This window comes from Synergistes jonesii (genome assembly GCF_000712295.1).
Taxonomy (GTDB): Bacteria; Synergistota; Synergistia; order Synergistales; family Synergistaceae; genus Synergistes; species Synergistes jonesii.
In genome coordinates this window covers 1-16,639 of sequence record NZ_JMKI01000036.1, presented here as the reverse complement: position 1 = coordinate 16,639, position 16,639 = coordinate 1, and the positions used below count along the sequence as shown (strand labels likewise).

The window sequence follows — 16,639 nt, the reverse complement described above, 5'->3', positions numbered from 1 at the left end:
GCGCCAGCATCCGCGCGCCCTTTTATGCCGGCGCCTCCACTACGCTCTCATCGCAAAACTCAGCGTTTGAGGAAAAGATCGACTATCTCCTTCAGCGCGGAAATCTTCAGCGTTTCTATCGGGTATGCTTCCTTAGGCGTGCGGCGGCTTATCACGGCCCTCTTGAAGCCGAGGCGCTCCGCCTCCTTTATCCTCATATTCGTGCGCCCGGCGGGACGCACCTCTCCCGCCAGTCCGACCTCGCCGATGAAGCAGACGTCGGAGGGCAGCTCTAAGTCCGTCGCCGCCGACGCGAGCGACGCGCAGATGCCGAGGTCGGCCGCCGGATCTTTCAGAGTCAGCCCTCCCGCGACGTTCAAATATATATCGCTCGTACGCGACGAGATCCCGCAGCGGCGTTCCAGCACAGCAAGCAACAACTGCAGGCGGCTTATGTCTATGCCGCGCGCCGTGCGCCTGGGATATGGAAAGGGAGTCGGGCAGGCTAGAGCCTGTATCTCGGCCGCAAGAGCGCGCGACCCTTCGAGCGCCGCGGCGATCGCGACGCCCGAGCTGCCAAGGTCCGTGCCGTTCCAGTAGAGGCGGCTCGGGTCGCTCACGGCTGTGAGGCCGCGCTCCGACATTTCAAATATTCCCAGCTCCTCCGTGCTGCCGTAGCGATTCTTCTCCGCGCGCAGCAGGCGGTTCGGCGAATTCTGTTCTCCTGAGAAGAGCAGCACGACGTCCACCATATGTTCGAGCAGCTTCGGGCCCGCTATCTGCCCCTGCTTCGTGATATGCCCGACGAGCACGGTGGGGATGCCGCAGCGTTTCGCCGTTTCGACGGCCATCGACGCCACTCCCTTCACCTGGTTCGGCGAGCCGGCCCAGCCGCCCTCGCTGTCGGCGCGGAAAGCCTGAACGCTGTCGATCACGACGAATTTGTATCCATGCTTCTCCGCCGCGGCGAGCGACGACGGCAGGTCGCTCTCGCACAGAAGGTCGAGCCCCTGCGTCATCAGGCCGAGACGCCGGCCGCGCAGCGCGAGCTGACCAGAAGATTCTTCGCCGGAGATGTAGAGCACACGGCTGCCGCGCTTCGCCATCTCGGCGCAGACTTGAAGCAGCAGCGTCGATTTTCCAACGCCCGGCTCGCCGCCCAATAATGTCACGCCGCCCTGCACCCAGCCGCCGCCGAGCACGCGGTCGAGTTCTTCGATGCCGGAGGGGATTCTCTCCTGCTCCTCGGCCTCGAGCCCTGAGATCGGCACGGCCGTCTTTACGGAAGCGACGATGCCCTCCTTCGCGATCCGTACGGAAACGTCCTCTTCCATAGAGCCCCACGCGCCGCACTTGGGGCAGCGCCCGATCGGCGACATACTTCTATATCCGCATTCGGAGCATTTGTATGTGGTGATTTCTTTTTTAGCCATCACGCTAACCCCACGGCCATGATATACGCCTGCCCTCCTCGCCGCGCAGCGCTTTTCTTATTTCCTCGAAGGTAGGTTCTGCGAGCGTCATCTTCGTGCAGTTGGCGCGTGAAAGCGTGTCGAGCGAATGAGAATCCGACGAGCGTATGAAGGCGCGCGGGGCCGGGTAGCGCTCGCGCCACTTCTGGGCCTCTTCGTAGTTTAGGCGGCGCGAAAGCTCGAAAGCGTCGGCGGGATAATCCGCCGGCATGGGCCCAAGCGCGGCCGGATATGAAAAGGCCGGACGGTCCACGTGCGCAAGTATAGCCAGCGCGCCGACTTCGTGCACCTTCGCGACGATCTGGTCGACTTCGTAGCCCGCGCCCTGTATCAAAAGAGTCTCCTCTTCCTTAACGATGTTGTTGCAAGCGTCTACTACGATCTGGTAGCCGAAGGTATCGACGTCGTTTGGGATCGGCCTGATCCTCTTCCACAGCCATTCTTTATAGGCAAGCGCCGTGTCGTAATTCGGAAAGACGCAGAGTATGTGGATATCCTCCGCGCTCTGCGTCTCGATGCACGGCAGCACGACGGGGTTTCCTTTCGCGGCCTCGCTGACGCCGGGAAAATTCTCGCAGCTGTTGTGGTCGGCTATGCCTATTATATCGAGCCCGGCCTCGCGTGCCTTTTCGGCTATTTCGGGCGCCCCCATTTCCAGCTCGCCGCACGGCGACAGCAGCGTGTGGACGTGGAGGTCGACCCAGAAAGGCCTCAGCAAAATTATTGCCCCTTCAGCCCATGCAGCGCGAGCTCGGCGCAAACTTCGTAGACGCTCTGAGGCACGCTAAGCAGCGTTATCTTTTCCGCGTTGCAGCGCTCGATCAAATCGTCAGGCGCCCTGCGTCCCGACGCCAAGATGATGAGAGGCAGATCTTTAAGTACTGCGACTGCCGCGACGTTCAGATGCGCCTGTATCGTTATCCACAAATAGCCCTCTTTCGCGGTCCCCATTATGAAGCTCAGAAGGTCTCCGGCTATAGCTCCGGCGATCTCTCGGTTTCCCTCTCCGGCGCACAGAACTTCGCCGCCGAGGAGGGTGCAAATTTCCTTTATCGTCAATTCGATCCGCTCCTTCTCTTCAGAGTCTGCGGCTGCGATTCAGAGAGCACGACTATCTTGTTCGCAAGAGTCGCTATGCCTTCGCGCAGTTTGAAAATACAATCGGTGACCGAGCCGTGCCCTCGCACGATCTCCTCGGCCATCGCCTGGCACGAGGGGCGACCGCAGGAGCCGCAGTCGATGTGCGGCAGGCAGGAATAAACTTCTTTCATCTGCTGCAGCTTGACCATCGCGTCCGCTATGTTGTCAGAGAGCGGCAGCTGCGGACGCGGCAGGTACTCCTTGGTAGTCGCCCAGAAGTCCATCGCGTAGAGACCCTCGACGCGGCGTATGTCGCTTTCTGTGACATTCCAGTCGGTTTTGATATTGCCGATCCTCAGATTCGCGAGGAAGCGCGAATCCGCCGTGCCGATGCCTCCGACACAGCCCGTGTCGCAGATTCTGCATTCTATAAAATCGACTGAGCGCAGGCGCCCGAGCTCAAGCTCCTGCAGGACGTCGAGCGTATTACGCAACCCCGAGACGGCGAGCACAGTCAGCTTCCTGTCGGAGAAGGCCTGGAGGTGCCGCACCTCTCCGCCGCGCCTCGCCCACTGCAGCCAGCGGTTCGAGCGTTCCTTAAGCTGCGCGTCCGGCGACGGAGCCGCGTTGCTTGCCATTATGCTGCGCGCGACGCGGCGCACGGTGACCGCGTTGTCTATCGGCGAACGCTCGCGTCCCTGCGGCTCTTTTATCATCGTGATCTTTGAGGGACAGGGAGAAAGGAGCGTCACTGGAATGCTGCTGTCGGTCCTCATGCGCCACAGGTCGGCGCCGAGCTCAAGCGGCGAGCATACGTGCACGACGCGCGAGAGCAGCTCCGGAAAGCGCGACTGAATCAACCGCAGCACGGACGGACAGTAGCACGAGATGAACGGCAGCGACGATTTCGACGCGTGCGAGATCATCTGCGCGCAGGCATAGGCGCTTAAGTCAAACGCTTCTTCCATTTCGTCGATTAGCATGTCGTAGCCGAAGGAAGACATCACGTCCTCAAGCGCGGAGGGATTCATATAGTGGCTGAACTGCGAAAAAAAGACAGGGTCGGGAATAAGGGTAATGCGAGGAGATTCCTTTATTTTGTTCCAGTCGTCCTCCTCTATGCCGAGAGCCTGCCTGTGGCACGAGCGCAGACACTCGCCGCAGTCGATGCAAAGCTCGCTGATTATACTTATTTCTCCGTCGACGACTCTGATGGCTTCAACCGGGCATACCTTGATGCAGTTTACGCACCCCTGGCACGCCTCTCTTGAAATTCTTACGCTGTGGAGCATCGGGCTCACTCCCTTCTGCTTATGTTATTTTTTGTTGAAAAAGACCGTGCAGTTAAGCGTCGTTCCTCTTCCCACTTCCGATTCTATTTTGAAGATGTCGCTGTTCCTTTTTATATTTGGAAGCCCCATTCCGGCTCCAAAACCCATTTCCCGCGCCTGTTCGGTCGCCGTGCTGTAGCCCTCGGTCATCGCCTTTTCGATATCCGCGATGCCGGGCCCCTCGTCCTCGACCAAAATTTCGACGCGGTCCTCGGTGATCTCAGCTTTTAAAATTCCCCCTCCGCCGTGAATGACAAGGTTGATCTCCGCCTCGTAGGTAATGACGGCAACGCGCCTGCACACATCGGAAGGTATTCCCAACATCTTGAGGGTATTTTTAATATTATTGGAGGCCGCGCCCGCAACCATAAAATCGTTCCCCTCAATTCTGTATTCGAGACAGACAGGGGCGCCCATCTGTTAAATCTCCGGATCCCGCACTATAGGCTTCATGCCATTTTCATAGAGAATGCCGCACGCCTCGAACATCGTGTGCTTAGTGACCAGAATGGGAATGTCGTTGTCTTTTGCGAGCTGAAGCGTCTCTTCAAGAGGGACTTTGCCGCGCACGAAAATCACCGCGGGAATGTCGAGCATCTGCGCCGTGCGCACGATCTGGACATTAGTCAGCCCTGTCAGAAGAAGAGTCCCCGGCGTACAGAAGGCGAGAACGTCGCTCATAAGGTCGCAAGCGTAAGCGTGATTCACCTCTATGCCGCCGAGGTCAAATTCCGTCGAAATATTCTTTGCGTCAAGCAGTGACGCCATTTCCTGCAAATTCATTTTCCATGCCCCCCAGAAAACTTTTTGCCGCGTATCATTGCGCAAATATATTGTGTAAAGAATAACAAAGAGCGGTAAGAAAAACAAGTGCGCAAAACAGTCACCATTTTCTGCAAAATGTTGTAATATATTCAGGAAATTCAACGAGGAGTGACTTCGATGCTTTTATTTTATTTTTCCGCGTTCGCGCTGCTCGCACTCTTCATAGCAGCGGGCGTCGTCGTCGGCGGGCGCGGCGGGAAAAAAGACTACAGCCTCGGCGGCAGAAAAGCCGGAGCGGCCGGCGTGACCGGCATACTGCTCGGCGCGCTCGTAGGAGGGGCGTCGACGGTCGGAACGGTGCAGATGGCTTACGGCTATGGGATGACCGCGTGGTGGTTCACTCTCGGCGGCGGGATAGGCTGCCTTATGCTCGGACTGCGCTTCGCGTCGCAGCTGCGCGCGTCGGAGATAACGACCGTCGCCGACTACCTTGAAAAAAGCTACGGCGATCGCGGCAAAGCGATAGCGCTCGCCGCCACCGTATCGTCGTCGCTCGGGACCTTCATATCCGTATGCGCACAATTTTTATCGTGCATCGCCCTGATACGCGGCGTCGTTCCGATCCCCGCGTGGCTCGCGGCACTCGTCGCGGCCCTTTCGATATGGGGCTTCATCGCGTCCGGCGGCATAAAAAGCTTTGCAGCTCTAGGCGAGGCAAAAATAATCATACTCTGCGTCGTGCTCGTAACATGCGCCGCTGCCGCCGCCTTCCGCAACGGCGCGGCCCCGTTCGTCGATTTGTCATTTCAGCCGTGGTTCAACGTATTCGGGCGCGGTTTCTTCCCCGAGGTCGGATGCCTGGCGTCGATGATCGTCGGCGTCTTCACAACGCAGATATACCTTCAATCAATAGCGGCGGCAAAAGACATACGCAGCGCGCGCGCAGGAGCCTTCACTTCGGCGCTGCTGATGCCGCAGATGGGGCTTCTCGGCTGCTGGATAGGGCTAACGATGCGCGCGTCCGGCGTCGACGTATCTCCCGATAAGGCGCTCTCATGGTTCATCGCGAACAACTTCCCGCCGCTCGTAGGCGGCCTGATATGGGGTGGCATACTCATCACCGTCATAGGCTGCGCTGCCGGGCTGATACTCGGAGTTGCGACGAATATTTCGAAAAATTTCATTCCAGCAACGGTAAAGCGGAAATATGAAGGCGGCGGCCGCGTCGAACAGCTGCTCGTCACGGCGATGATATCTATAGCCGCGTTCTGTGCGATCGGCGGAGCCGGCAGCATGATTCTTGAATGGAGCTTTGTGAGCATGGGACTGCGCGGCTCTGGCACATTCCTTCCTCTGATAGTCGCGATACTGAGGCCAGGCGCGCTTCCGCCGTCGTGGGCGCTCGCGTCGAGCGCCGGCGGGCTGGCCGCGATGTTGCTGTGGGCTGCGCTGCGACTTCCCTCCGACCCGCTCTTCGCAGGTCTCGCGCTGTCGTCGCTCTGCGTAGGCACCGGTCTGTTTCATGCTAAAAATAAAAGAAAATGAAGCAAACATGGCAGTACACAGCAAAGAAGCATCGAAATACCGACATTGCGTGGTTGCCGCCACACACGATCTGTGCGAAACGAAAACGAGAAGCTTACTAAATGGCCCCACATTCTTTTAGTATAACTGGCGTGCCTGAAGAGATTCGAACTCTTGACCTTCGCCTCCGGAGGGCGGCACTCTGTCCAGCTGAGCTACAGGCACGCTTGAATCGTGGTAAAGTATAGCACAAGATAAAGGAGGGCGCCACAGATGGACGACGCTTTCTATATGAGAGAAGCGCTTGCGGAGGCTCGTCTCGCGCTTAGCTGTGGCGAGATTCCCGTCGGCGCGGTCGTCGCGTGCGGCGACAGGATAATCGGGCGCGGGCACAACACTCGCTCGCTGGGCAATTCTCCGCTCGGGCACGCCGAACTCAACGCGCTTTCCGACGCGGCAAAAAAAATAAATTCTTGGCGCTTCGACGACTGCCACATCTACGTCACGCTCGAGCCGTGCGTGATGTGTTCAGGCGCCCTCGTGCAGTGCCGCGTCGGAAGGATCGTCTTCGGCGCGGAGGATCCGAAGGCCGGAGGCTGCGCGTCGCTCTACGAGATCCCGCACGACCCGCGCATGAGCCACAGATGCGAAGTGACTGGCGGCGTGCTCGCCGCTGAATGCGCGGAACTGCTGCGGAAATTTTTCGAGGCCAGGAGAAAAACGCGCTGACATTCTTCTCCGCTCCGTTAGGCTCGGCGCTGCTCTGATTTGCCGCGCCGCTTACCGAGTCTGCCGTCGCGCCGGAGGGTTAGCCGAGTACGAAATCCTCAGATAAAATATTTTTAGAAAAGCGGACATATCGTCGCTATCAGTTCGCCCTAGCCGAGTTCAAAATCTTTCGCAAAACCTGCGCACGCCGCAAAGCTATGAAGTTCCGTCTTCAATACGGCTTCTTTCGCAGCCTCGCCCCGGTATTTTCAGTAATTACACACACTCTGCGTGAACGGCGCGCGGAGCGCATTTTTTCCCCGCTCAACCCCCCGCGGGACTCCAAATATTTTTTCCAAAATATACTTGAAATTATTGTTTCTTTATGTTACCCTAAAAGGGAAGGAAATATGACTAAAAATATATCGAAGAGGAGAGGTATCCTGCCTTAAGAATTCAGCACTACAGCTGTGTTACGCTCATTTATCTGGGGTTAAAAAAGTAAGGACGGAGGTCCGTATGTATGATGAATATCAATAATAATATCAAATTACCAAAATGCTCTTGAAATTATTGTTTCTTTATGTTAATCTAAGAGTGCAAGGAAATACGGCTAAAAATATATTATTGAAGAGGAGGGAGTTGTCCTGTCGTCGCTATCCAGCGCCGTAGCTGTGGTTACATGTTTTTGTCAGGTTAAAAAATAAAGACGGAGGTTTTATGTACGATGAACATCAATAATATCAAAAAGGTTATTTGTGTCTGCAGCATAGTGATGATAGCCGCTTTAGCGATAATCATAAGTGAAAACGCGGCCCACGCCGCCAGGAAGCTGAAATTTTACGCGCCATATCCCTCAGATAGCTATACAAGCAAAGCGCTCGTCGACCTGGTAAAGATGATAAAGGAAAAAACGGATGGGGAAATCGATTTCAAAGTATTCCCTTCGGGGCAGCTCTGCATTTATGAAGATTCAATTGAAGAAGTCCGTGCGGGAACGATAGACGCGTCTTTCACGTGGCTCACTAAAAGATATCACCCGAAGCTCGATATCGGAAACCTCCCGGGGTTGTGCACCACGGGTTTTCCAGAGTACGAACTTATGTTTCTCGACCCTAAGTCGCCTTTCTGCAAAATCATCGAAACATATTCAAATGAGGCTGGATTTGTAAGCCTCGGCGGATGGCTTGACCCTCGCATAGGATTCATCCTTTCCAAAGTCCCCAAAAATCCCAAGGACAATCTGAAAAAAAATATCTCTCTAAGAGTCCCCGCAATGCCCTCTGTCCGCGATATGGCGACCGCAATGGGGTACAACACCGTGACGATGGATTACTCTGAAGTTTTCAGCGCGCTGCAGACAGGACAGATAGACGGCGCTTCGAATATACCTGCAGAGGACGCCTACCTGCAGGCCCGCGATATGATCAAATGTTTTGATGCGAACAACATGGGGTCAACCCCCGGCTGGCTCATAATAAACAAAAAGCTGTGGGAATCGTTCGGCCCCAAAAATCAGAAGATCGTGCAGGACTGCATCGCCTTCCAGATAAAAAAATGGCTGCCCGTCGCTAGAGGAACTGAAAAGAAGTACGAGGATGAACTTGAGAAGCATGGCGTAAAGGTTATCAGGTACTCAAGCGAAGAAGCCATCAAACGTAGCGCCGAGATACGCGCCAATGTCTGGCCAAAATACGCGGACACTTATGGCAAGGATACACTGAAGGTTCTTGAAGACGCCGTAGTTGCAAACCAGAAGAAGGTACTATCGGGGAAAAAATAAGCGAGATGATTTTTGCCTGGCCTATGCCATTTCAGAAGTATGGGCCAGGCGGATTAAAAGGTTATGGAGGAAATATCATGAGTAGCGAAGAGATTGTTTACCGTCTGATGCAGTTAAAGAGATCAAGCCCCTGGCAGTTACTGCTCCGTATACAGGAATATATACTTTTTATAACTACATGCGCGATGGTGACTATTCTCGGACTCGTAGTCGTCTGCAGATACATCCTCAGAGTCGACCTCTTCGGGTTTGATGAAATCGTAATGATATCCGCGTTCTGGATGTATTTTATCGGCAGTTCTTATGCCATGGAAAAGCGCGAGCACGTCAAAGTGGACCTTCTTGAGAGGATGCTGCCGCTTCGCGGACAAAGAATTCTGAGGATATTTGCCGACGTCGTCCAAGTGCTTGTCGCTTTGGAGACCATGAGGCTTTCGATTGCATATATCATCAACGGTATAAATATATGGCCTACCACATCCGCTTGGGGAATCCCTCTCATTACGTCCATGTGCGCCGTGACCGTTGGATTTGTGCTTATGGCTTTTTACGTTGTCGTTCAGCTGTTAGAGGACATCTATGAAAACAATGGCGACGATGGCCTGGGTATGGTGGGAGGAGAACGCTGATGCTTATAGTCGCGGTTGGAATAATTATTTTAGGTCTTCTGAGCGGGATATACCTGCCGTACGTTTTTGTCCTCTCCGCCCTTTTCATGATTCATGCCGGCGGCTACGAAAGCAGTTTTCTTATGAAGTACGGATACAGCGTCTGCAACTCATTAGTACTGCTTTGCGTCCCGCTTTTTATCGCCGTCGGCCTTGTTATGGAAAAGAGCGGCATTGGCAAGTCACTCGTCAATTTTGTCGGGATATTTGTCGGCCGTATAAAGGGCGGCCTTGCGGTCGTCGCGGTCGTGGCCTGCGCAGCCTTCGGCTCCATCGCCGGCAGCAGCCTGGCGACGCTTTCGTGTATCAGCAGCATTATGATGCCGAGGTTTGAGGAGGCCGGATATCCGAGGGACTACGTCGCGACCTTGATCACATGCGCCTGTCCTCTCGGGCTGCTCATACCGCCGAGCGCCCACATGATCCTTTATTCATGGGCCGGCAGACAGCCGCTTCTTGCGTGTTTCCTCGCCACAGTCGGTCCGGGGCTGCTGCTTGTGCTCCTGCTCTCGGTCGTGAGCCTGATAGTATTGAGAAAAGACCCTAATATCAAGGTACGCGCGAAGATGCCGCCCAGAGAATTCCTGGCTGCGGCAAGAGACGACACGTTCTCGGCACTTCCCGCGATCCTTATGCCCGTCATCGTCCTCGGAGGAATCTACAGCGGCACATTTACGCCTACCGAAGCAGCCGCTGTCGCGATAATCTACTCCATCCCCATAGGATTCTTCGTCTACAAAAAATTAACGCTCAGAAAGCTGTACGAGACCTTTGTCGAGACCGCCTCCACCACAGGTGTGATTATGGTGATGATTTTCTGCGTAATGATGCTCAGCCGTATCTACATCATGGAAGATATGCCCGGTCTGATCGCGGACTTCTTAAGAAGCTTCTCAAACAACAAGAATGTAATTCTGTTAGGTGTAAATATAGTGGTGCTGATAATGGGAATGATAATGGACGACACGAGCTGCCTGCTCCTAGGCACTCCGATCCTTCTTCCCGTCGTCCAGAGTTTCGGTGTGGACCCCATACACTTTGCTGCAATCATGGGTGTAAACGTAGCTATCGGGCTCCTGACACCGCCGACGGCCCCGGCCCTTTACTTCGGCATCCAAGTGACTAAGACTCCGCTTTCGGGGATGCTCAAGACCGACATAATCCTGCTCGTCACCTGCTGGCTGCCTACTCTGATAGCCGTCACATATTTCCCCGACCTTGCACTGTGGCTTCCGAAGCTGATATTGGGATAATTGGTTCATTAAATGTCATTTATTTGGTAAACAGATAGACATCTGACAACACAGGGAGGTAATCCATATGCAAAAAGATTACATGAAAAGAATCGATTTCCTTAAGGAAAGAGTGTTGAACACCCGCCCGGAGGTAGACCTTGAGTGCGCAAAGCTGCTTACGGAGAGCTTCAAAGAGACGGAGGGGCTGCCTCTTGTCCTCCAAAAGGCAAAGGGCGTCCAGTATCAGTGCGAGCACAAGAGCGTCACCATCTGGCCGCAGGAGCTGATAGTCGGCTGTTCGGGCAGCAAGATACGCGGCGGCATCGTCTCCGCCGACAGCTGCTGGTCAGTCTTAGATAACGAATTGGAGACGATCAGCACCAGACGCTACGATCCCTTTTATATTTCGGAAGAGGAAAAGAAACTGTTCAGAGAAGTGATAAAACCTTTCTGGAAGGGCAAATCCATCTATGAAAACTGGGTGGCTCAGGTCCCAGAGGATGTGAAGAAGCTCAAGGAGTGCGGGGCGGTGTTCACCGACAGAAAGTTCGTCAGAGGCTGGGGCGAGGTGACGGCAGGATACACCGACGTCATCAACGAAGGGATAGCCGCAGTGCGCGAACGTATCTTAAAAAAGATGGAGAAGCTCGACATCGCGGTACCTGGAGATTACGAGAAGATCATCTATTACAAGGCGCTGCTGGCTTCGGCCAATGGCGTGGTGGCGCTTGCAAGGCGCTATTCGGAAGAAGCGCTTCGCCTTGCTGTAATAGAAGAGGATCCGCGCCGTAAGGAAGAGCTGCTGAAGATATCAAAGATCTGCGCCAAGGTTCCCGAGCATCCAGCTGAGACCTTCCATGAAGGCGTGCAGTCAGCCTACCTTTACCACATCGTGATAATCATGGAGCAAAACGCGGCCAGCTATAACATGGGTAGGATGGACCAGTATCTCTATCCTTTCTATAAGGCGGATCTCGAGGCCGGACGCATAACCCAGGACGAGGCGCAGGAGCTACTTGACTGCCTCTGGGTCAAGCTCTCGGAGCCCTGCCTTTTCCAGGATTACGTCTCGGCTCAGTTCTCAGCCGGATACCCGATGTTTCAGAATATCTGCGCGGGCGGCATAGATCATACCGGAAGCGACGCAGTGAATGGAGTCTCCTATATGTTGCTGCAGGCAACGATGGACGTCCAGCTCTACCAACCGTCGCTCTCCGTCCGTTACAGCATGTCCAAGAATCCCAACAGTTTCTTAAAGAAGATCGTAGAACTCATAAGCCTCGGTACGGGCTTCCCAGCGTTCCACTGCGACGAGGTCGGCACCCAGATGATGATGAACAAGGGAGTGCCGCTTCGCGAGGCCTATAACTGGAACCCCTGCGGCTGCGTAGAGACGAACCTCGAGGGTAAGATGTGCGGCTTCACGGCCTTCGCCGACCTGAACCTCGGCGAGATGGTGGAGCTCACGTTGCTGAACGGCGTCTCCCGCAAATACGGCAGGCTCATCTCGATTGAAACGGGGGATCCCACGGATTTCTCTTCGTATGAGGAATTCGAAGCAGCGGTCAAGAAGCAGATCTGCTACGGCATCAAGTGTCTTGTCAAAGCTAGCCATATCTGCGATTTTATCAGCAAGAAGCGCCCCGTGCCAACGCTTTCGTTGACGCACCGCGAGTGCGTTGAAAACGCGGTCGACTATACGGACGGCGGAGCAAAATATCACGTCGGCAACGGGATCGACATGATTGGAGTCGCAGACCTGATCAACAGCCTGGCCGCAGTGAAGACTCTTGTCTTCGAACAGAAGAAGATAACAATGGAGAAGCTGCTGACCGCGCTCGCCGACAACTTTGAAAATGAGCCGGAAATCCGCAAGCTATGCCTTGATGCGCCAAAATACGGCAACGATATCAAATGGGTCGACAAAATGGGGGCCGAGCTCTTCACCTTTATCGCGGACGAGATCGAAAGCTACAGAAGCCATATGGGGACGATGAGCCCCGGCATACTTCCAGTCTCGGGCAATACGCCTTTCGGCCTCGAAGTCGGCGCGCTGCCGTCGGGACGCGTGGCGTGGAAGCCGCTCAGCGACGGCCTGAGCCCGATGTGCGGCACTGATATGGAGGGACCGACGGCGATCTTAAAGTCGATATCAAACATTCCGCACGACAGGTTCATGCAGGGCACATTGCTCAATATGAAGATTATGCCGGATTTCCTCAAGAGCAGCGAAGGAATGGCGGCTATGATGAGCCTGCTCAAAGGGCTCTGCTCGCTGGGCGTCTTCCACGTGCAGTTCAACGTCGTCGATCAAAAGAAGCTGCTTGACGCGCAGGAGCACCCTGAAAATTACAAGGGGCTGCTTGTAAGGGTTGCCGGATACACAGCATTCTTCGTGGAACTTGACAAGAATGTCCAGGACGACATTATTTCAAGAACGATGATCACGGAAATGGAGTAAGGACAAAAATATGGCAGTCAAGGGCAGGATACTGCGCATTGAACGCTCGTCGAATAAAGACGGCCATGGCTTGAGAACTGTCGTCTTTTTCAAGGGTTGCCCCCTCTCCTGCGAATGGTGTTCGACGCCTGAGTCACAGAGCGTCTATTTCGAGGTGGGGTTCGTCCGTTCTCTGTGCAGATTCTGCCGACAATGCGAGAGTGTCTGCCCCGAGGGGCAGATACTCTGCGACGCGGAGCGCGGAACGATCTCCTCTGGCGGCGGGTGCAGCGGCTGCCGCAGATGCGTGCAGATCTGCCAGCACGACGCGGTGCGGCTCTACGGCAGGGACTTCTCCTCCGACGAACTGGTAGAAGAGATAGCCAGAGACGACATCTTTTTCCACCACGGCGGAGGAGTCACGCTGAGCGGTGGCGAGGTGCTGATGCAGCCGGAATTTGCGCTTGCCGTGCTGAAGGGCTCGGCCGACCTGGGAATAGACAGGACGATCGAAACCTGCGCCTTCGCTGAGTGGAGGACGATAAGGCCGCTGCTTGATTATCTTCCGAATATCTTTATAGACTTAAAGATGATGGACGCGCAGAAGCATCTTCGCTATACAGGCGCTGAGAATAAAATCATTCTCGAAAATATAAGGAAAATAGACGCGGCCGGCACGACCAATATCACGTTGAGAGTCCCTTTCGTCCCAACGGTAAACGACAATGTTGAGAATTACGAAGCGATGGCGGAATTCTGCTCGGGGCTGAAAAACCTTTCCGTCGTTGAGGTCCTGCCGTATCACAGGCTGGGGATCGAAACCTACAAAAATTTAGGGCGTCCGGTCCCCTTTCCCGAATTGACGCCGCCGTCGCGCAGCGATATGGAAAACAAAATATACCCCCTCGAAAAGCTGAACGGGGTGCAGCTGAAGATCGCGTATTAAGAGGCAGCGCAGTTCGTTGACTTTGATGTTTCCGGCCTTTAAAATTTAAGTTCAGCAATGCGACAACTTAAAGCCAAAGGAGCCAGGAAAAGATGAGCATCAGCGAAAGAATCCTCTCCATCTCTGAAACTCTCAGCAAGAAGCAAAACTTGTTGGGTAAATTCATCGTAGACAATATCTTCGAGGCGGCGATGATGAACGCGCCGCAGATAGCCGGCCGCGCCGGGGTGAGCAAAGCCACTCTCACGCGCTTCGTCCATACGCTGGGGTTTGAGAGCTTCGCCGATTTTCACACCGAGCTGCGCAAGGAAACGCTGAGGAATCAAGAAATGAAATTCCGCCAGGAGCCTTATCTCGATTCAAATAACTCCGTCTACCAAAAGGTTTTTGATCTGGAGATGGAGCTCATGCGGGAGGCCTTGGAAAACATGGAGCAGGAAATTTTTGAAAAATCCGCGGAGATGCTTTTTGAGGCAGATCAGGTGATGCTCGTGGGCGGCCCGATACATAATTTTCTGGCCTTCTACGCGGGCAACTTCATGTGCGGTTTCCGCGACAACGTTCGCGTCGTCAGCCAGAGGGACATGGAATTTCTCTCTCTGCTGAGGAACGCCGGGCAAAAATCATGCGCGCTAGTCTTCAGCTATCCGCGCTATTCGCAGGAGGTACAGACGATAACGGAGATGCTCTCGGAGAAAAAAGTCCCCGTTATAGGGATGACCGACAGCAAATTGTCTCCTATCGTACCCTTCGCAAAGTATACGCTGCTGACGCCGCAGAAGTACATAATCCTCGCCGATGCCAGCGCCTCTGCGATGGCGCTTATACATTCCCTTATGGTCGCCATGTACAGGAAGCATTCGGATCGGATAAGGGGGATGCTTGAGAAGTATGAGAAGGATATACTCACCACCGATATGTTCGTCTACAAAGACTATAATTTCGTCAAGCAGCTGTAGCGCTTGACAGCGTGAAAAACGGAGGTGCAATTATGAACGACAGTGTAAAAGCAGATGTGGGATTCATCGGCTGCGGCGGCATAGCTTCAGCGCTGACGCGTGGGCTTTGTTCGTCCGACGGCTTCAAGGGCATGGTCTATGTCTACGACCACCACACCGAGAAGACCGAGGCGGTGAAGGCGGACTACCCGGATCGTATAGTTGTCGTCTCTTCGGACCAAGAGGTCGTAGACAATGCGCAGGTAATAGTTCCAGCGATAGTGCCGACGGCGCTTGAAAAGGTCGCACCCAGACTGAAGTTCGAGCGACGGCATCATATCATTCATTTGGCCGCCGCCGTAAAGCTCGCCCAGGCGGCGCCATGGTTCTCTCCGGCGCAGGCTATGGTCAGGGCCGTGCCTCTTTCGTTTGCGGCCCGCAGGATCGGCCCCGTCGTCCTCTTCGGCGACGACGGATTGAGCGAGAGCCTGCTCTCCCTCGTAGGCGCGATCGTCAAGGTGGAAAGGGAGAAAGATCTTGAGGTGCTGGCGGCCGTCACCGGCGTAATGGTCCCCTATTACGGCTTGGTTGGAGAAATCGTCCGCTGGTGTATGAGCAGGGGGATGGATTTCAGATCGGCCATGGATTACACCTGTTTCATGAACGAGGCCCTTTCCAAGCTCATGCGCATGGACTGCACGGATGATATAGACGCCTTCATGTCGGCCAACGCCACCCCTAGCGGTATGAACGAGCTCGCCTGGGGCGAGATGAAGGCGGCCGACGCCTATAAGCCTTGGAGGCTGTCTCTCGATAAGATCGGCAATAAGTACGGGGTATAACGTCAAGCCGTGGCGCGGAGCTGCACGCGAGAGAGTATAACAAATTCTGTGTAAACTCCATAGAGAAGAAAGCAAGCCTCCTGGATTGGTGTTAAGATAAATTCAATCCAGGAGGATATTTTTATGGCAAGACAGAGAAAACTGACACCGGAAAGAAAAGCGCTTATTCAGAGTCTCCTTTCCCACTACAAACCGGAAGACGCCCAGGACGTACAGGCTATGCTGAGGGATCTTCTCGGAGATACGATCCAGCAGATGCTGGAAGCCGAGATGGATGACCATCTCGGTTACAGCAAATATGACTACAAGAACAAGCATACAGATGACAGCCGCAACGGCTACAGCCCTAAAACAGTCACCTCTTCGGCCGGAGATATCCCGATCGACGTCCCCAGAGACCGCAAGGGTGACTTCGAACCGCAGTCAGTCAAAAAGAACCAGACCGATATCTCAAATATAGAGGATCAGGTCCTGTCCATGTATGCAAAAGGCATGACGACCCGGGATATCTCGGCTCACCTGCAGTCTATCTACGGTGTGGATGCCTCTGCTGAAATGATTTCGCGAATGACGGATCGAATTCTGCCGATTGCCAAAGAATGGCAGAACCGGCCGCTGGCCAAAAAGTATGCAGTCGTCTTTATGGACGCCGTGCATTTCAATGTGAGGCAGGACGGCCGAACCGTCAAGAAAGCCGTTTATGTTGCTATTGGGACAAGACTGGACGGGCATCGTGAAGTCCTTGGCCTGTGGGTCGGCGGAAATGAGAGCGCCAAGTACTGGGTCGGTGTCCTTAACGAGATCCGTAATCGCGGCACCGAAGATATTTTCATTATCTCCGTCGACGCCTGACAGGCTTTGCAGATGCGATAAGCGCCGTATATCCCAAGGCCGAAGTCCAGCGCTGCATCGTCCATCAGATCCGTTA

Annotated in this window: 15 protein-coding genes, 1 tRNA gene and 1 pseudogene; 10 read left to right on the top strand and 7 right to left on the bottom strand. The window is 54.5% G+C overall.

Annotated features, from left to right (window positions below):
- Positions 1-59: 59 nt before the first annotated feature.
- Genes radA through EH55_RS08035 form a run of 6 tightly spaced genes read right to left on the bottom strand, consistent with a single transcriptional unit; the run spans position 60 to position 4,645 of the window.
- The gene (radA, locus tag EH55_RS08060) at positions 60-1,412 is read right to left on the bottom strand and encodes a DNA repair protein RadA (protein ID WP_037976596.1); all 1,353 of its coding nucleotides are present in this window, start codon (positions 1,410-1,412) and stop codon (positions 60-62) included.
- Between the two features lie 4 nt (positions 1,413-1,416).
- Entirely contained in the window at positions 1,417-2,169 is a 753-nt protein-coding gene (locus tag EH55_RS08055; protein ID WP_051682757.1) for a PHP domain-containing protein, read from the bottom strand.
- A 2-nt stretch (positions 2,170-2,171) separates the two neighbouring features.
- A complete protein-coding gene (locus EH55_RS08050) occupies positions 2,172-2,510 on the bottom strand; it encodes a DRTGG domain-containing protein (protein ID WP_037976594.1) in 339 nt (112 codons plus the stop codon).
- Positions 2,507-3,823 (bottom strand): [Fe-Fe] hydrogenase large subunit C-terminal domain-containing protein, encoded by a 1,317-nt coding sequence (locus tag EH55_RS08045; protein ID WP_037976591.1) that lies wholly within the window; start codon positions 3,821-3,823, stop codon positions 2,507-2,509. Before EH55_RS08045 ends, EH55_RS08050 begins: the two co-directional genes overlap by 4 nt.
- A 24-nt stretch (positions 3,824-3,847) precedes the next feature.
- Positions 3,848-4,279 (bottom strand): ATP-binding protein, encoded by a 432-nt coding sequence (locus EH55_RS08040; RefSeq protein ID WP_037976589.1) that lies wholly within the window; start codon positions 4,277-4,279, stop codon positions 3,848-3,850.
- Positions 4,280-4,282: 3 nt separating this feature from the next.
- Positions 4,283-4,645: a transcriptional regulator gene (locus tag EH55_RS08035; protein WP_037976587.1), complete on the bottom strand. Its 363-nt coding sequence runs from the start codon at positions 4,643-4,645 to the stop codon at positions 4,283-4,285.
- A 159-nt stretch (positions 4,646-4,804) separates the two neighbouring features.
- On the opposite strand from EH55_RS08035, the gene EH55_RS08030 reads away from it, so the two are divergent.
- The gene (locus EH55_RS08030) at positions 4,805-6,172 is read left to right on the top strand and encodes a sodium:solute symporter family protein (protein WP_037976584.1); all 1,368 of its coding nucleotides are present in this window, start codon (positions 4,805-4,807) and stop codon (positions 6,170-6,172) included.
- 127 nt (positions 6,173-6,299) lie between these two features.
- Here the strand turns inward: EH55_RS08030 and EH55_RS08025 are convergent.
- Positions 6,300-6,376, bottom strand: a tRNA-Arg gene (locus EH55_RS08025).
- Positions 6,377-6,424: 48 nt separating this feature from the next.
- On the opposite strand from EH55_RS08025, the gene tadA reads away from it, so the two are divergent.
- The 9 genes and pseudogenes from tadA to EH55_RS07980 all read left to right on the top strand — a co-directional run.
- The gene (tadA, locus tag EH55_RS08020) at positions 6,425-6,880 is read left to right on the top strand and encodes a tRNA adenosine(34) deaminase TadA (protein WP_037976583.1); all 456 of its coding nucleotides are present in this window, start codon (positions 6,425-6,427) and stop codon (positions 6,878-6,880) included.
- A 706-nt stretch (positions 6,881-7,586) separates the two neighbouring features.
- A complete protein-coding gene (dctP, locus tag EH55_RS08015) occupies positions 7,587-8,642 on the top strand; it encodes a TRAP transporter substrate-binding protein DctP (RefSeq protein WP_037976579.1) in 1,056 nt (351 codons plus the stop codon).
- A 77-nt stretch (positions 8,643-8,719) separates the two neighbouring features.
- The gene (locus tag EH55_RS08010) at positions 8,720-9,271 is read left to right on the top strand and encodes a TRAP transporter small permease (RefSeq protein WP_037976577.1); all 552 of its coding nucleotides are present in this window, start codon (positions 8,720-8,722) and stop codon (positions 9,269-9,271) included.
- Positions 9,271-10,563 (top strand): TRAP transporter large permease, encoded by a 1,293-nt coding sequence (locus EH55_RS08005; RefSeq protein WP_037976574.1) that lies wholly within the window; start codon positions 9,271-9,273, stop codon positions 10,561-10,563. The genes EH55_RS08010 and EH55_RS08005 overlap by 1 nt, the downstream gene beginning before the upstream one ends.
- 67 nt (positions 10,564-10,630) lie before the next feature.
- On the top strand, positions 10,631-13,006 hold the full coding sequence (locus tag EH55_RS08000) for a glycyl radical protein (protein ID WP_037976571.1): 2,376 nt from the start codon (positions 10,631-10,633) through the stop codon (positions 13,004-13,006).
- Positions 13,007-13,016: 10 nt separating this feature from the next.
- Complete coding sequence (locus EH55_RS07995) at positions 13,017-13,931, top strand: glycyl-radical enzyme activating protein (protein ID WP_037976569.1); 915 nt, start codon at positions 13,017-13,019, stop codon at positions 13,929-13,931.
- Between the two features lie 92 nt (positions 13,932-14,023).
- Entirely contained in the window at positions 14,024-14,890 is an 867-nt protein-coding gene (locus tag EH55_RS07990) for a MurR/RpiR family transcriptional regulator (protein WP_037976566.1), read from the top strand.
- A 32-nt stretch (positions 14,891-14,922) separates the two neighbouring features.
- Positions 14,923-15,711 carry an NAD(P)-binding domain-containing protein gene (locus tag EH55_RS07985; RefSeq protein ID WP_037976564.1) on the top strand — a complete coding sequence of 263 codons (789 nt, stop codon included), beginning with the start codon at positions 14,923-14,925 and terminating at the stop codon, positions 15,709-15,711.
- A 123-nt stretch (positions 15,712-15,834) separates the two neighbouring features.
- Positions 15,835-16,639, top strand: a pseudogene (locus tag EH55_RS07980) (IS256 family transposase); the annotation flags it as partial.

What these genes read in the sequence shown, in the direction of transcription:
- radA (WP_037976596.1), bottom strand. Translation starts at nt 1,412, where the DNA reads ATGGCTAAAAAAGAAATCACCACATACAAATGCTCCGAATGCGGATAT.
- EH55_RS08045 (WP_037976591.1), bottom strand. Translation starts at nt 3,823, where the DNA reads ATGCTCCACAGCGTAAGAATTTCAAGAGAGGCGTGCCAGGGGTGCGTA.
- EH55_RS08040 (WP_037976589.1), bottom strand. Translation starts at nt 4,279, where the DNA reads ATGGGCGCCCCTGTCTGTCTCGAATACAGAATTGAGGGGAACGATTTT.
- EH55_RS08035 (WP_037976587.1), bottom strand. Translation starts at nt 4,645, where the DNA reads ATGAATTTGCAGGAAATGGCGTCACTGCTTGACGCAAAGAATATTTCG.
- EH55_RS08030 (WP_037976584.1), top strand. Translation starts at nt 4,805, where the DNA reads ATGCTTTTATTTTATTTTTCCGCGTTCGCGCTGCTCGCACTCTTCATA.
- tadA (WP_037976583.1), top strand. Translation starts at nt 6,425, where the DNA reads ATGGACGACGCTTTCTATATGAGAGAAGCGCTTGCGGAGGCTCGTCTC.
- dctP (WP_037976579.1), top strand. Translation starts at nt 7,587, where the DNA reads ATGAACATCAATAATATCAAAAAGGTTATTTGTGTCTGCAGCATAGTG.
- EH55_RS08010 (WP_037976577.1), top strand. Translation starts at nt 8,720, where the DNA reads ATGAGTAGCGAAGAGATTGTTTACCGTCTGATGCAGTTAAAGAGATCA.
- EH55_RS08005 (WP_037976574.1), top strand. Translation starts at nt 9,271, where the DNA reads ATGCTTATAGTCGCGGTTGGAATAATTATTTTAGGTCTTCTGAGCGGG.
- EH55_RS08000 (WP_037976571.1), top strand. Translation starts at nt 10,631, where the DNA reads ATGCAAAAAGATTACATGAAAAGAATCGATTTCCTTAAGGAAAGAGTG.
- EH55_RS07995 (WP_037976569.1), top strand. Translation starts at nt 13,017, where the DNA reads ATGGCAGTCAAGGGCAGGATACTGCGCATTGAACGCTCGTCGAATAAA.
- EH55_RS07990 (WP_037976566.1), top strand. Translation starts at nt 14,024, where the DNA reads ATGAGCATCAGCGAAAGAATCCTCTCCATCTCTGAAACTCTCAGCAAG.
- EH55_RS07985 (WP_037976564.1), top strand. Translation starts at nt 14,923, where the DNA reads ATGAACGACAGTGTAAAAGCAGATGTGGGATTCATCGGCTGCGGCGGC.